Origin of the sequence: Streptomyces sp. NPDC050164, assembly GCF_044459945.1 — a bacterium.
In the GTDB taxonomy this organism is placed as follows: Bacteria; Actinomycetota; Actinomycetes; order Streptomycetales; family Streptomycetaceae; genus Streptomyces; species Streptomyces coeruleorubidus_A.
Genome location: NZ_JBITJK010000001.1, coordinates 181,775 through 194,901 on the forward strand (window position 1 = coordinate 181,775; position 13,127 = coordinate 194,901).

The following is a 13,127-nucleotide window of genomic DNA, read 5'->3' on the forward strand; positions in this document are numbered from 1 at the left end:
TCGTCGTCCAACTTCGGTCAGCAAAAGGGATATGACTGACCATCAGCGGGGAAGGGCTTGCGCAACCTCCGCACTCCCGTGCGAGGATCGGCGCCTGCTCGGCGGTGTGTCGCGCCGCGCCGGGCAGTACCGCGTTGTGCCGACTCGTTGCTCGTAACGCGTGATGCGTTCCGCACTTGTTCCGTAGCACGGGAGGAAGCTCCCCCTCTTGACCTGGTCAGCAGCCCTGCCCGGTGCCGCTGTGCGCGTGTTGCGCACAGCGGCCGGGTGGCGTGTGCTCCAAGTGGCGCTGCTGGTGGGCGGGGTGCTCGTCATCGGGCTCCTGTGCGGGGAGCGGGCGCATGCGACGGACGGCGTACGGGCGCTGACGCACGGCACGGCCGGGCGGATCGACTCGCCTGGTCCTCACTCCGTGTCCGGAGTCGGCAGCGCTCCCCTCGCGGGGGCCGGTGCGGGAGCCGTGGGTGAGCGGGTCGTGCGGACGGCTGGTCATACCGGCGAGGCGGTGAGCAAGGAGCTGGGAGCGGCGCAGGCGAAGGAGCGGTCTTCGTCTTCTGCGTCGCCGTTGCCCAAGCTGCCGGCCATGCCCAAGCTGCCGGCGCTGTCCGAGCTGCCCCCACCGTCCGACCCGCCAACGGCCCCGAAGCCGCCGACGGCCCCGAAGCCGCCGACGGCCCCGAAGCCGCCGACGGCCCCGAAGCCGCCGACGGCCCCGAAGCCGCCGACGCTGCCGGTGCTGCCGGACGCGCCCGCACTGCCCATGCTGCCAGGCCTCCCAGGCCTCCCAGGCCTCCCCGACCTGCCGAGGCCGTCGGACCTCCCGCCCGAACCCCCCGCCGGTGAAGTCACGCTCCCGGGAGCGCCCGCCCTTCCCGCGCTTCCCGGACTCCCCAGCCACCCCCCACTCCCGAGCCACCCCCTCCCCACCCCGGTCACACCCGATCCGCAGCCGGGCAGGACGGCACCGACCCCGGCCGACGCCCCTGCCACCGTCGGACGGACCAGTGGAACGGAGTCAGTCGCTGCGGAGTCGGACACCGTAGTGCGCGGCGTCGAGCACCACGCCGCCGGCCGCACAGAGCACGCGGGCCACGTCGGCCGCGCAAAGCACGCCGGCCACACCAGACGCGCAGAGCACGCCGGCCAGTCCGCCCACGTCGGACCTGCCCCGGGCGGCCACGGGCCCGCAGGCCGGCCTGACGGCACGCTCGGCCACCGGTCCACGGCCGACCACAGCACATCGCGCCACGGCGAACCGCACGCCGTCACCCTGAGCCATCGGGCCCCGCTGAGACTCCTGCCCGGTGTCGCGGCCCGCTCCTGCGCGGCCGGCACCCGGGACGGTCACCGGGACATCCCCGTCTTCCCCGGCTAGCACGGGGAGACCAGCCGCTCCTCGGTGCCGCTCCACCAGTACCGCCCTCGGTCTCTCACCATCGCCCTCACCCACCGACTCCACGAGGCATCGCCTCCGGACGGCCGAAAACCGTCGGTCGCCCGAGGCCGAAAGCTCGTGGATGGGGTCGGTTGGTCCCCATTGGGGTGGGGACCAACCACCCCGCGCCCCGGAGAGCCGGGCTCTGAACAGGGCCTTTGTGCTCCTTCGGGGGTGTCGCACGGGCCTCACCGGGTCAACCCCAGCCCGGTGAGGCCCCTCACCCCAGGCACGCCGTGCCAGAGAGTGCGGCATCATGTGACAGGTATCACCGCTCAGGTGTGACCCTCGATTTAGAGGCCCCCCGCAAGCAGCGATAACCTGCGAGACGGACATGCCGCGCGCTCGGACACCGTGTGCGCCTCCCTTGTGACAGACAGCGGACGTCACGTTGCCCTCGCGGCACGCCCACGCAGACAACGAACCGCGAGATCACTGATAGGGACGGAAGCGCGTGGACCTGTTCGAGTACCAGGCGAGGGACCTCTTCGCCAAGCACGATGTACCGGTGCTGGCCGGTGAAGTCATCGACACGCCTGAGGCGGCCCGCGCAGCCACCGAGCGCCTCGGTGGCAAGTCCGTCGTCAAGGCCCAGGTGAAGGTCGGCGGCCGTGGCAAGGCCGGTGGCGTGAAGCTCGCCGCCACCCCCGACGAGGCCGTCGAGCATGCGACCAACATCCTCGGCATGGACATCAAGGGCCACACGGTCCACAAGGTGATGATCGCCGAGACGGCCCCGGAGATCCTGGAGGAGTACTACGTCTCCTTCCTCCTCGACCGTGCCAACCGCACCTTCCTCTCCATCGCCTCCGTCGAGGGCGGCATGGAGATCGAGGAGGTGGCGGCCACCCGCCCCGAGGCCGTCGCCAAGACGCCGATCGACGCCAACGAGGGTGTCACCGAGGCGAAGGCCCGCGAGATCGTCGAGGCCGCGCAGTTCCCGGCCGAGGTCGCCGACAAGGTCGTGAACGTCCTCGTCAAGCTGTGGGACACCTTCATCAAGGAGGACGCCCTCCTGGTCGAGGTCAACCCGCTGGCCAAGGTCGCCTCCGGTGACGTCATCGCCCTGGACGGCAAGGTCTCCCTGGACGAGAACGCCGAGTTCCGTCAGCCGGAGCACGAGGCGCTCCAGGACAAGGCCGCGGCCAACCCGCTCGAGGCCGCCGCCAAGGAGAAGAACCTCAACTACGTCAAGCTCGACGGTGAGGTCGGCATCATCGGCAACGGCGCGGGTCTCGTCATGAGCACCCTGGACGTCGTCGCGTACGCCGGTGAGGCGCACGGTGGCGTCAAGCCCGCCAACTTCCTCGACATCGGTGGTGGCGCCTCCGCCGCCGTCATGGCGAACGGCCTGGAGATCATCCTCGGCGACCCGGACGTCAAGTCCGTGTTCGTCAACGTCTTCGGCGGCATCACCGCCTGTGACGAGGTCGCCAACGGCATCGTGCAGGCGCTGCAGCTGCTCAAGGACAAGGGCGAGGAAGTCACCAAGCCCCTCGTCGTCCGTCTCGACGGCAACAACGCCGAGCTGGGTCGCAAGATCCTCTCCGACGCCAACCACCCGCTGGTACAGCGTGTGGACACCATGGACGGCGCGGCCGACAAGGCCGCCGAGCTCGCGGCTGCGAAGTAAGGGACGAGGGACTAAACAGCCATGGCTATCTTCCTCAACAAGGACAGCAAGGTCATCGTCCAGGGCATGACCGGTGCCACGGGCATGAAGCACACCAAGCTCATGCTGGCCGACGGCACCAACATCGTCGGTGGCGTGAACCCGCGCAAGGCGGGCACGTCGGTCGACATCGACGGCAACGAGATCCCGGTCTTCGGCACGGTCGCCGAGGCGATGGAGAAGACGGGCGCGAACGTATCCGTCCTCTTCGTCCCGCCGGCCTTCGCCAAGGCCGCCGTCGTCGAGGCCATCGACGCCGAGATCCCGCTCGCGGTCGTCATCACCGAGGGCATCGCGGTCCACGACTCGGCCGCGTTCTACGCGTACGCCGTGTCCAAGGGCAGCAAGACCCGCATCATCGGCCCGAACTGCCCCGGTCTCATCACGCCGGGCCAGTCGAACGCCGGCATCATCCCGGGCGACATCACCAAGCCGGGCCGCATCGGCCTGGTGTCGAAGTCCGGCACGCTGACGTACCAGATGATGTACGAGCTGCGGGACATCGGCTTCTCCTCCGCCGTCGGCATCGGTGGCGACCCGGTCATCGGGACGACGCACATCGACGCCCTCGCCGCGTTCGAGGCCGACCCCGACACCGACCTGATCGTCATGATCGGTGAGATCGGCGGCGACGCCGAGGAGCGGGCCGCGGCCTTCATCAAGGAGAACGTGAAGAAGCCGGTCGTCGGCTACGTCGCGGGCTTCACCGCGCCCGAGGGCAAGACCATGGGCCACGCCGGCGCCATCGTCTCCGGCTCCTCCGGCACGGCCGCCGCGAAGAAGGAGGCCCTCGAGGCCGCCGGCGTCAAGGTCGGCAAGACGCCGACCGAGACGGCGAAGCTGGCGCGCGCGATCCTGGCCGGCTGAGCAGGGGCAGCGCCCTACGGCTCAGTCGCACAGCACAGCTCATAGGTGGGCCCGCTCCCCGCACGGGGGCGGGCCCACCGCCTTTTGGCGGAAGCAGGCGTCAGTGTGGCTGCGGCATCAGCCGGACCGGCCCCCGCAGCTCCTCCTCGCGCAGCTTCGCCCGTAGCTCCCGCTCCGACTCCGACAGCGGTCCGGGAGCGACCGGCGGCGGCACGCCCTGGACGGGCACGCCCTGCGGCACCGGTGGCTCGTAGTGCGTGGGGGCCGTGCGGGCGGTGAGGGCCGTGGCTCCGATCAGGGCGATCGTGAAGGCGATGGCGGCCCGGGTCCAGAAACGGGCCCGGCGTTCCCCGGTCCGGCGCACGTCCAGTGGTTTGGCGGCCCGTAGCCGCTCGATGGAGGCCAGTTCGACCAGCCGCCAGTGGAGCACCTCCGGGTCCGCCAGCTCCGGCAGCCGCTCGGCGACCGCCTCCCGCGCGTGCATCAGCCGGTTCGCGGCCGCGCGGCTGCTCGCCTCCGTCTCCGCCGCCGTCTCCGACAGGCCGAGACCGACACCGACGTGCAGCAGCAGCGTGCGGCGGTACGAGGGCGGCAGCTTCAGCAGGGTGTCCAGCAGCGCGCGGTCGAACGCGTCGGAGGGCGGCGGCTCGGGGTGCCGGAAGCGGGGGCGCAGCCGGTGCCACGGGGAAAGGGCCCAGTCGTACGCCACCGCCCGCACCCAGCTCGCCGGGTCGCGGTCGCGGGCCACCTCGGGCCAGCGCTGCCAGGCGATGTGAAAGGCCCACTCGACCGCCTCCCGCGCCAGCTCGCGGCGGCCGGTCAGCAGGTAGGTCTGCCGGACGAGTGCGGGCGCGCTGGACGCGTACAGCGCGTCGAAGGCCTGATCGGGGGTCAGGGCGGCGGTCGAGTCGTCCGGCCGCCGCGGGGTTGCTGCGCGGGCGGGGACGGCGAGTCGGCCGGTGCCGGTGGTGTGGCCGCGGTCGGCGAAGGTGGTGTGACGGTGGTCGGCGACGGGGGTGCGACCGCGGTCGGTGCCGATGGCGTGGTTCCGGTGGGCGACGCGGCTGCGTTCGGTGGTCGAGGCGCGGCTTCGGTGGCCGGCTGTGGTGCGGTCCTGGTCCGTGACGGAGTTGCGGCCCCGGTTCCTGCCGGAGGCGCGGCCGCGGTCCCCGGCCGAGGGGCGGCTGCGATCGCTCGCGGTGGCGGCCTTGCGCTCCGCATGAGGCGGTGTCACCTCCGCCTGGGCGCCCAGTGAGTTCAGCAGCTTCGCGTACTTCTCCCCTTTCCGGCCGCGCGGCGTCGAGCGGCCGGTCTCCCATCCGCGCACCGTCTCGCTGGTGACACCCACCCGGGAGGCCAGCTGAGCCCGCGTCAGCGAGGCGGCCTCGCGCAGGCGGCGGCGTTCCTTGGGCGGGGGAAGCGGGACGGCAGGGCTCTGTGTCACAGGGCGCCCCTCCGTACAGAAAAGTACATAAACGTATATTGAGCGACACAACGGTGGTTCGCCTGTTACGGCGGGAAAGCGCGTGTCGTTGGGAGCATGGCGGCGTGATCGAGATGACCGCTCGCCGCCGTCCGCCGTCGCCCCTGCTCACCCGGATGCGCGACCGTTCGCCCGGACTGGTCGGCGCCCTCATGGGGGGTGCGGTCGCGGCGGGCCTCGGGCTCGCGTCGTTCGCCGTACTGGTGATGATGCTGTGGATCACCTCGCCGTACCCCGACAGCGGGCCCGGCGGCGCGCTGCACGTGGCGGCGGCGCTGTGGCTGCTGGCCCACGGAGCCGAACTGGTCCGCACCGACACGCTCGCCGGCGTCCCGGCCCCCGTGGGCGTCCCGCCGCTGCTGCTGCTCGCCCTGCCGGTGTGGCTGCTGCACCGGGCGGCGCGGGACGCCACCGACGGCGGGGCGGTGGACGGGGACGACGGCACCGACGACGGCTTCGACTCGGGTGTCGAGGAGGCGCAGGGCATCGCGGTGATCGCGGAACCGCCGCTGGTCTCCGTCCGTACCGCCTGGACGGGCGTCGTCCTCGGCTACCTCGCCGTCGCCGTCCCCGCCGCCCTGTACGCCGCGGGCGGTGCGCTGCGGCCGTCGTGGGTGTGGACCGGGGTGTGCGTGCCGCTGGTCGCGGTGGTGGCGGCGGGGGCGGGCGTGTGGTCGGCGTACGGCCGTCCGGGCGGGCCGCTGCGGCGGCTGCTGGGCGTGCTGCCGGTGGGAGTACGGCCGCTGCTCCTCGGGCCGGACGGGCGCCCGGGTGTCGCCACCCGGGCCGCGGCGGCCGGGGCGGCGGTGCTCCTCGGAGGCGGTGCGCTGCTGGTGGCGTTGTCGCTGGTGGGGCACGGTGCGGCGGCCCAGGCGGCGTTGCTGCGGCTGACGGAGGGGTGGTCGGGACGGTTCGCGGTGCTGCTGCTGTGTGCGGCCCTGGTGCCGAACGCGGCGGTGTGGGCCGCCGCCTACGCCCTCGGCCCCGGCTTCGCGCTCGGCACCGGTCACGTCGTCAGCCCGCTGTCCTCCGCGCCGGCTCCGTTCCTCCCGCCGTTTCCGCTGCTGGCGGCGGTGCCGGAGGCGGGGGAGGGGCGGTTGGTGCACTGGGTGGCGGCCGGGGCCGTGCCGGTGGTCGCCGGGGTGGTCGTCGGCCGGGTCGTGGCGAAGGGGGCGGCCTCCGCGGAGCGCGGCGGTACGCGGCCGGGCGGCGGGCGCGATGTCGTCTGGTCGCCGGGGCGCACCGCCCGTGCCACCGCCCTCGCGGCCGTGCTGTGCGCGGCCGTACTGGCGGGGCTCGCCGCGGTGGCGGGCGGGCCGCTCGGGGTCACCGTCCTGGCCCGGTTCGGGCCGGTGTGGTGGCAGGTGGGTGCGGCGACGCTGGCGTGGCTGGTGCTGGTGGCCGTCCCGACGGCGGTGACCGTACGGGCCTGGCGGTGCCGGGCGTCTCAGGCGGACGGGCCGACAATCGGCAAGCAGCGGGAGGGTCCGGCCGCGGATGCCCGAAAGGTCAGCCGACTGCGGAAGGGCTCGCGCCCTGGCCGGGGCTGGTTCACACGCACCGGTATCGCCGGTATCGCCGGGGATGCAGGGAGCGCCGGGCTCACCGGAAGCGCTCCAGCCGCAGGAGGCGATGCCTCCCCGCCCGACGGGGACGCGAAGCCGAAGACCTCACCCCCCACACCGGACGCCCTCTACGCCCCCTTCGACCACGACACCCTGTACGACCTCCAGGACCAGGACGACACGTACGACTTCCCGCCCCCGCACGACCCGGTCCCCAAGCCGGACAGCCCCTGAAGCAGCGCGGCAGGCCGCCCGTCAGCCGTTGTCCCCCAGCAACCCCCGCAGGTCCTTCGGCAGAAGCTCCGTGCAGGACTGCTTGGCCTTGTTGGTGAGGGCGTCGTTCATGCAGGTGTAGTAGTCGCGGTAGACCAGCTGGGCCGTGAAGGACGCGGCGACCAGGGCGATGGCCAGGGACGCCGTGACCAGGCCGCTCACCGCGGCCGTCGTGTGGGGGCGGCCCGGCTGCTCGGGGACCGGGGAGTCCGGGTCGGCCCTGCGGGGCTTGGCGCGCAGGGCGCTGATGCCCCAGTAGAGGGAGAGCGCGCCGAGCAGCAGTGCCACGTACGGCCAGCTGAAGAGGGCGAAGAAGAAGGCCCACATGCCCGAGAGCAGGGCATAGCGCGCACGGCGCTGGGCGGGGTCCGTCGGGTCCCAGCGCGGGTTCTGGCCGCCCTGGGGGCCGCCCGGGCCCTCGGGGCCGCCGCGGGGGCGGTCGCCGAAGCCGCCGGAGGAGCGGCCGGGCTGCCGGTCGCTCCACTGCCCGCCCCACGGCGCGCGGTCGCCCTCGCCGCCGTCCGGGGAGTCGTCACCCGACGGGCGCCGCGGCTGCCAGGGCCGGTCCGGGGTGCCCTCGGGCGGCGGGGCGAAGGGGTTGTCCTCCTGGGAGCCGCGCCCTCGCTCGTCGCCGCGGTCGCCGTCCGAAGGCGCGTCGGGTGGTGAGCTGGGGCGCTCCCGCAGCAGCACGCTGCCGCGCTCCCCTCCCTGCGCCGAGAGCTGGGGGAACGTGAGGAGTCGCATGCTGCGGTCCGGCATCAAGTGAGCGTCTTCCCGTTGATGAGGAGGAATGAGTCGGTGGGCAGGAACGAGTGGACAGAACTGAACGGTGTCGGACCCGGGTCCGACACCTCCTGAACGCATCGCGTCCGGACGGCGTTCCCGAACCGGCTCCGCCCAGACGCTACCTTCCGGCCATGCCCCCGTCCCGTGGGGGCTGCCCGGTGTGCCGGTATCGTTGCTGACGGTCGGCCGGTTCGTAGGCTTCCCCGTATCCGGGGACGCGAAGCATTCGTATGAATGTACAAACGCCACAGGCCGGCCGCCTGGACAGACGCTTCCCGAGAAAGGCCCCCACCGTGGCCGCCAAGCCCGTGGCCCAGCGCGCCAAGCGCCTCGTCGTGCTGGTCTCCGGATCCGGCACCAACCTTCAGGCGCTCCTCGACGAGATCGACGCCGCCGGTGTGCAGGCGTACGGGGCCAAGATCGTGGCCGTCGGCGCCGACCGTGAGGGCATCGAGGGGCTGGCGCGCGCCGAGCGCGCCGGGCTGCCGACCTTCGTGCGCAAGGTCAGGGACTACGGCGGCCGCCAGGAGTGGGACGCCGCCCTCGCCGAGGCCGTCGCCGCCTTCGAGCCGGACCTCGTCGTCTCCGCCGGGTTCATGAAGATCGTCGGCAAGGAGTTCCTCGCGCGGTTCGGCGGGCGGTTCGTCAACACGCACCCCGCCCTGCTGCCCAGTTTCCCGGGGGCCCACGGCGTGCGGGACGCGCTCGCGTACGGCGCCAAGGTCACCGGCTGCACCGTCCACTTCGTCGACGACGGCGTCGACACCGGACCGATCATCGCCCAGGGCGTGGTCGAGGTCCGGGACGAGGACGACGAGAGCGCTCTGCACGAGCGCATCAAGGAAGTCGAGCGAAGGCTGCTCGTCGAGGTCGTGGGGCGGCTCGCCCGCAACGGCTATCGCATTGAGGGACGAAAGGTAGTTATCCAGTGACCGCCGAGAGCAACAAGCGGCCCCTTCGCCGGGCGCTCGTCAGCGTCTACGACAAGACCGGGCTGGAGGAGCTCGCCCGCGGCCTGCACGAGGCCGGTGTGGAGCTCGTCTCCACCGGGTCCACGGCCGCCCGCATCTCCGCCGCCGGCGTCCCGGTCACCAAGGTCGAGGAGCTCACCGGCTTCCCCGAGTGCCTGGACGGCCGCGTCAAGACGTTGCACCCCCGGGTCCACGCCGGCATCCTCGCCGACCTGCGCCTGGAGGACCACCAGCGGCAGCTCGCCGAGCTGGGTGTCGAGCCGTTCGACCTCGTCGTGGTCAACCTCTACCCGTTCCGCGAGACCGTCGCCTCGGGCGCGACGCCCGACGAGTGCGTGGAGCAGATCGACATCGGCGGGCCCTCGATGGTCCGGGCCGCCGCCAAGAACCACCCCTCGGTCGCGGTCGTCACCAGCCCGGCCCGCTACGCCGACGTCCTGTCCGCCGCGCAGAGCGGCGGCTTCGACCTCGTCACCCGCAAGCGGCTCGCCGCCGAGGCCTTCCAGCACACGGCCGCGTACGACGTCGCCGTCGCCTCCTGGTTCGCCTCCTCCTACGCGCCCGCCGACGACTCCGTGTTCCCCGACTTCCTCGGCGCCACCTGGGAGCGCGAGCACACCCTGCGCTACGGCGAGAACCCGCACCAGCCCGCGGCCCTCTACGTCTCCGGGACGGGCGGCCTCGCCCAGGCCGAGCAGCTGCACGGCAAGGAGATGTCGTACAACAACTACACGGACACGGACGCCGCCCGCCGTGCCGCGTACGACCACGCCGAGCCCTGCGTCGCGATCATCAAGCACGCCAACCCCTGCGGTATCGCGGTGGGTGCGGACGTCGCCGAGGCGCACCGCAAGGCGCACGCCTGTGACCCGCTGTCGGCGTTCGGCGGCGTGATCGCGGTCAACCGCCCGGTCAGCAAGGAGATGGCCGAGCAGGTCGCGGAGATCTTCACCGAGGTCATCGTCGCGCCGGACTACGAGGACGGCGCCCTCGAAGCCCTCACCAAGAAGAAGAACATCCGCGTGCTGCGCTGCCCTCAGGGCCCGTCGAACCCCGTCGAGGTCAAGCCCATCGACGGCGGCACGCTGCTCCAGGTCACCGACCGGCTCCAGGCCGACGGCGACGACCCGGCCAACTGGACGCTGGCGACCGGCGAAGCGCTGGACGGCGACGAGCTCCAGCAGCTCGCCTTCGCCTGGAAGGCCTGCCGCGCGGTGAAGTCCAACGCGATCCTGCTCGCCAAGGACGGTGCCTCGGTCGGCGTCGGCATGGGGCAGGTCAACCGGGTCGACTCCTGCAAGCTGGCGGTGGAGCGGGCCGGGGCCGAGCGGGCCCGGGGCTCCTACGTCGCGTCGGACGCGTTCTTCCCGTTCCCCGACAACATCGACGTCCTGGGCGCCGCCGGCGTCAAGGCCATCGTGCAGCCCGGCGGTTCCGTCCGCGACGAGCTGGTCGTCGAGGCCGCGCAGAAGGCCGGCATCACGATGTACTTCACCGGGACGCGGCACTTCTTCCACTGACGGCGGCGCAGCGGGTCGGCGGCACCGCCGGCCCGCTCTCCGGACGACTCAGCCGTCCACCTCGTACCGCCCGACCTCCAGGAAGTACCGCAGCTCCTCCGGCGTGCCGTCGATGACCTCCTCGGCGGCGGCCCGCAGCGCGTCGCTGATGGTCGGATCGGCCAGGATGCGGGCGACGGCGACGCGGTCGTCCTCGGCCTGGGCGAGGCGGTAGCCGGTCTCCAGGAACGTGCGCAGCGCTTCCGGGGTGTTCACGTCGAGGGCCTTGGTGGCCTCCCTCTTGACGCCCCGGCCGGAGTCCGGGTCGCTCAGGATGCGGACGATGGCGACGCGGTCGTCCTCGGCCTGGGCGAGGCGGTAGCCCGTCTTCAGGAAGGCGCGCATGTCCTCCACCGTGCCGTCGAGGGCCTCGTTGGCCTCCCTGACGACGCCCCGGCCGCTGTCCTCGTCGGTGATGATGCGCAGGATCGCGATCCGCAGATCGTCCACCGACATCTCGTCGACCGGCGTGCCGTCCGTCACCGCCGTGGCGGTCACGGCGGAGGTCGCCGGGGCCGTGCCGGCGGCGACGGACGGGGTGGTGAGCAGGAGGGCCGGCGTCAGGGCGGCGGTGACGATCAGGGCACCGCGGGTGGGTCTCATGTGTGAACCTGCCTAGGGTCAAGGGAGTTGGTGAGGCCGGGGCGTGCCAAGGCAGGTGCCTGGGCCCCGGTGCGGACATCCTCACATTCCCCGCCGCGCTCAGCAGCGCCATTTTTCACGTCGGGGAGCGCAGCGCCGCCCACGTCCTGGGGCCGACCTTGCCGTCGGGGTCCAGCCCCTTGGCGCGCTGGAAGACGCGCACCGCCACGGCGGTGTCCTTGCCGAACTGGCCGTCCACGCCCGCGCCGCCCACGTCGTAGCCGCGCTTGGTCAGCATGCACTGCACCTGCACGACGCGCTGGCCGACATCGCCGCGCCGGGTGAGTTCGGTGCCGGAGTAGTAGGTGCAGTCGGTGAGCCACGGGGGCCTCGCCGGGGCGGTCGGCGTCTTCGGCGGTTCCGTCGCGGAGGGCCGGGGCCGCGTCGTCTTCGGCGAGGGAGCGGGGGTGGTGGTACGGGTGTCCGCCTCGGCCTCGTTGCCCGTGGGGCTGGGCGCGGTGCCGGCCGGCGTCCCCTCGCTCTCAGGGACCTGCTTGGACGGTGAGGAGGAATCCGGGCGGTCGAAGCCCGGCAGGGCCCTCTGGTCGTGACCGTCGCGGGACGCGCTGGCCGTGGGGGCGGCGGAGCCGGTGTCGCCGGTCGACGAAGGGCGGGTGGCGAGGAAGGCCGTCAGGGCGGCGACGGCGCACACCGTGAGCAGGGCGGCGAGGGCGGCGTACGGCTTCAGCCGCCACCGGGCCGGAGTTCCGGCCGCCGGCCCGGGGGCTAGGGGAGCCGACCCGGCGGATACGGGCGCCGGTCCGGCGGATGCGGGCGCCGGTCCGGCGGATGCGGGCGCCGGTCCGGCGGATGCGGGCGGCCCGAACCCCGGCCCCGCAGCCGCCGCCGGATGTCCCACCGCCCGCTGCACGCGCCGAGCCGGCAACGGACTGTCCCGCAGCACCTCGTAAGCCTGGTGCCGGGCCAGGATGCGGCTGTCCAGCGGCTCCTGCCAGGAGGCGGACCGGGGCCGGGACAAGGCCGCGTCGACCAGGTCCCGGGGGCCGGGGCGCAGGGCCGGGTCCTTGGAGAGGCAGGCCGTGAGGAGGGCGGCCAGGGCCGGGTCGGCCGTTTGCACCTCGGCCATGACCTCCGCGTTCGGTTCCTCCGAGGCGATGCGGTGCAGGACGTCCACGCCGGTGCCGTCGCCGAAGGGGGCGTGTCCGGTGACCGCGTGGACGACCGTGCTCGCGAAGCAGAACACGTCGGAGGCCGAGTCGCAGCGGCCGTCCCTGAGGTACTCGGGGGACATGTAGGCGGGCGTGCCGACGCGGTTGCCGGTCGTGGTGATCGCGCTGGCGTCGACGGCCTGGGCGATGCCGAAGTCGACGACATGTGCGCCCTGTCGAGTCAGGAGAACGTTGGACGGCTTGAAGTCCCGGTGCACGATCCCGGTCGCGGCCAGCGCGCCGAGCGCCCGCCCGAGATCACCCACCAGCCGCCAGGCGGCTTCCGGTCGCAGGACGCCGCATTCACGCACCGCCTCCGCGAGGTTGAGACCGGGTAAGTACACGGTCGCCATCCACAGCAGCTCGCTGTCCGGCTCGAAGCCCGTGCCCAGCAGCTCCGGTGTGTAGGGCGCGCCCACGCGCGCGTGCACGGTGGCCTCCCGCTCGAACCGGCGCCGGAAGTACGTGTTCTCGGCGTACTCGGGCCGGATGACCTTCACCGCGGCGAGCCCGGGCGTCCCGTCCCCCTGCCGCGCCAGGTAGACCCGGCCCATGCCGCCGCTGCCGAGCAGCCCCAGCGGTACGTACGGTCCGACCCGCACCGGATCGGCGGGCCGCAGCGGCACCGCACCGGTCTGCGCGAAGGCGGCGTCTGACATGGATCCCCCGGCTGGTCCTGGCAGCGATTCCGGAAACGGTACCGGA

Annotated in this window: 10 protein-coding genes; 6 read left to right on the forward strand and 4 right to left on the reverse strand. The window is 73.0% G+C overall.

All coding sequences use genetic code 11. The features are described 5' to 3' along the window. Positions 1-208 precede the first annotated feature (208 nt). The 3 genes from ACIBNA_RS00900 (at position 209) to sucD (ending at position 3,974) form a co-directional block, all read left to right on the forward strand. Complete coding sequence (locus ACIBNA_RS00900; protein WP_399163147.1) at positions 209-1,375, forward strand: hypothetical protein; 1,167 nt, start codon at positions 209-211, stop codon at positions 1,373-1,375. A 514-nt stretch (positions 1,376-1,889) separates the two neighbouring features. Continuing rightward, entirely contained in the window at positions 1,890-3,068 is a 1,179-nt protein-coding gene (sucC, locus tag ACIBNA_RS00905; RefSeq protein WP_399163148.1) for an ADP-forming succinate--CoA ligase subunit beta, read from the forward strand. A 21-nt stretch (positions 3,069-3,089) separates the two neighbouring features. Continuing rightward, entirely contained in the window at positions 3,090-3,974 is an 885-nt protein-coding gene (gene sucD, locus ACIBNA_RS00910) for a succinate--CoA ligase subunit alpha (RefSeq protein WP_399163149.1), read from the forward strand. A 100-nt stretch (positions 3,975-4,074) separates the two neighbouring features. Here the strand turns inward: sucD and ACIBNA_RS00915 are convergent, their stop codons facing one another. Continuing rightward, positions 4,075-5,418 (reverse strand): sigma factor-like helix-turn-helix DNA-binding protein, encoded by a 1,344-nt coding sequence (locus ACIBNA_RS00915; protein ID WP_399163150.1) that lies wholly within the window; start codon positions 5,416-5,418, stop codon positions 4,075-4,077. A 113-nt stretch (positions 5,419-5,531) separates the two neighbouring features. Here ACIBNA_RS00915 and ACIBNA_RS00920 point away from each other — a divergent pair, with 113 nt between their 5' ends. Continuing rightward, a complete protein-coding gene (locus ACIBNA_RS00920; protein ID WP_399163480.1) occupies positions 5,532-7,256 on the forward strand; it encodes a DUF6350 family protein in 1,725 nt (574 codons plus the stop codon). 21 nt (positions 7,257-7,277) lie between these two features. Here the strand turns inward: ACIBNA_RS00920 and ACIBNA_RS00925 are convergent, their stop codons facing one another. After that, entirely contained in the window at positions 7,278-8,054 is a 777-nt protein-coding gene (locus ACIBNA_RS00925) for a hypothetical protein (RefSeq protein ID WP_399163151.1), read from the reverse strand. Between the two features lie 320 nt (positions 8,055-8,374). On the opposite strand from ACIBNA_RS00925, the gene purN reads away from it, so the two are divergent. Both purN and purH read left to right on the forward strand, forming a co-directional pair. Beyond that, positions 8,375-9,013, forward strand: coding sequence for a phosphoribosylglycinamide formyltransferase (purN, locus tag ACIBNA_RS00930; RefSeq protein ID WP_399163152.1), 639 nt, complete (start codon positions 8,375-8,377; stop codon positions 9,011-9,013). Further along, positions 9,010-10,572, forward strand: a complete 1,563-nt coding sequence (purH, locus tag ACIBNA_RS00935; protein WP_399163153.1) for a bifunctional phosphoribosylaminoimidazolecarboxamide formyltransferase/IMP cyclohydrolase — start codon at positions 9,010-9,012, stop codon at positions 10,570-10,572. The genes purN and purH overlap by 4 nt, the downstream gene beginning before the upstream one ends. 48 nt (positions 10,573-10,620) lie before the next feature. Here purH and ACIBNA_RS00940 read toward each other — a convergent pair whose 3' ends face one another. After that, positions 10,621-11,214: an ALF repeat-containing protein gene (locus ACIBNA_RS00940; RefSeq protein ID WP_399163154.1), complete on the reverse strand. Its 594-nt coding sequence runs from the start codon at positions 11,212-11,214 to the stop codon at positions 10,621-10,623. 115 nt (positions 11,215-11,329) lie between these two features. Then, positions 11,330-13,081, reverse strand: coding sequence for a protein kinase (locus tag ACIBNA_RS00945; RefSeq protein WP_399163155.1), 1,752 nt, complete (start codon positions 13,079-13,081; stop codon positions 11,330-11,332). Between the last annotated feature and the right edge of the window lie 46 nt (positions 13,082-13,127).

Coding starts and splice junctions, on each gene's coding strand:
- ACIBNA_RS00940 (WP_399163154.1), bottom strand. CDS start 11,214: ATGAGACCCACCCGCGGTGCCCTGATCGTCACCGCCGCCCTGACGCCG.
- ACIBNA_RS00925 (WP_399163151.1), bottom strand. CDS start 8,054: ATGCCGGACCGCAGCATGCGACTCCTCACGTTCCCCCAGCTCTCGGCG.
- sucD (WP_399163149.1), top strand. CDS start 3,090: ATGGCTATCTTCCTCAACAAGGACAGCAAGGTCATCGTCCAGGGCATG.
- ACIBNA_RS00945 (WP_399163155.1), bottom strand. CDS start 13,081: ATGTCAGACGCCGCCTTCGCGCAGACCGGTGCGGTGCCGCTGCGGCCC.
- ACIBNA_RS00920 (WP_399163480.1), top strand. CDS start 5,532: ATGACCGCTCGCCGCCGTCCGCCGTCGCCCCTGCTCACCCGGATGCGC.